General features: G+C 59.2%; 1 protein-coding gene. It reads left to right on the forward strand.

Going from position 1 to position 1,361, the window contains the following annotated elements; all coding sequences use genetic code 11:
- Nucleotides 1–99: 99 nt before the first annotated feature.
- The gene (locus ABID58_RS37305; protein ID WP_354037802.1) at nt 100–1,338 is read left to right on the forward strand and encodes an ISAzo13 family transposase; all 1,239 of its coding nucleotides are present in this window, start codon (nt 100–102) and stop codon (nt 1,336–1,338) included.
- Nucleotides 1,339–1,361 lie beyond the last annotated feature (23 nt).

Consider the following 1,361-nt stretch of genomic DNA (forward strand, 5'->3'; position numbering starts at 1 on the left):
AGGGCCCGTCCATAAACAACTGAGTCATAATTGCCACAGATCGCGAGGATTTTTTGCGCGGGATTCACAATGATGAGTCGCGCGACGTAGCGTCGTGGGATGATTCGAGCCGCTCAGGCGCGCGCCGCGCGGAAGCGCTATCGGGAGATGGCCCCTGTTCTGAATGAACAGAGCCTCCGGCGCTTTGTCGGCCTGGAGGCGAAAGCGCTGGGACACGGCGGGGTCAGCTTGATGTCCGGCATCAGCGGATTGGCGCGGTCGACGATTTATCACGGACTTTCTGACATTCGCGACAACGTGGCGGTTCCGGCTGGACGTGTCCGTAAGGCGGGCGGCGGGCGCAAGAAGAAGTCGTCCCGGGATCCAACCCTCGCGGCCGATCTCAAGCGCCTGGTCGAACCGGTGACGCGGGGCGATCCAATGCAGCCATTGTTGTGGACGACCCGCAGCCTGCGTAACCTCGTGACCGAGCTGGCGAAGGAGGGTCATAAGGTTTGCCCAACGGTTGTCAGCGAGCTTCTGCGCGGCATGGGCTACAGCCTGCAAGCGAACAACAAGACACGAGAAGGCGGCCAGCACATCGATCGCGACGCGCAGTTTCAATACATCAACACGCAGGCCACGACGTTCCTGGCGGCGAACGAACCGGTCATATCGGTCGACACGAAGAAGAAGGAATTGGTAGGCAATTTCAAGAACAACGGCCGGGAATGGCGTCGCCAAGGCAGGCCTGAGCTCGTCAACATTCATGACTTTATCGATCCCAAGCTAAGCCGCGCCGTGCCGTACGGCGTGTACGACATCACCAATAATGTCGGCTGGGTCAGCGTCGGCACGGACCACGACACCGCCAGCTTCGCGGTCAATGCGATCCGCCGATGGTGGCGGACGATGGGGAAGAAGCGTCATCCGACAGCCAAACGCCTGATGATCACGGCCGACGGCGGCGGCAGCAACGGGTCTCGTGTGCGCCTGTGGAAGGTCGAGCTTCAAAAACTGGCGGACGAGCTCAAGTTGCCGATCACGGTTTGCCACCTGCCGCCCGGCACCAGCAAGTGGAACAAGATCGAGCATCGTCTCTTCTCCTTCATCACCATCAACTGGCGGGGAAAGCCACTGCGTAGCTATCGCACGATCGTCCAGCTGATCGCCGCGACGACAACAGATGCCGGCCTCAAGGTGCGCGCCGAGCTGGACGAAAAGAAATATCCCAAAGGCGTCAAGGTTTCCGATCTCCAGATGACTGCCATCAACCTCACCCGCCACTCGTTCCATGGCGACTGGAACTATACGATTTCACCTCATCGAAAAAATCATCGTCCAAAACGAATTGACTGAGTTATTTATGGACGGGCCCTAAG

The sequence above is a fragment of the Bradyrhizobium sp. S3.2.6 genome, assembly GCF_040546885.1.
Classification (GTDB): Bacteria; Pseudomonadota; Alphaproteobacteria; order Rhizobiales; family Xanthobacteraceae; genus Bradyrhizobium; species Bradyrhizobium cytisi.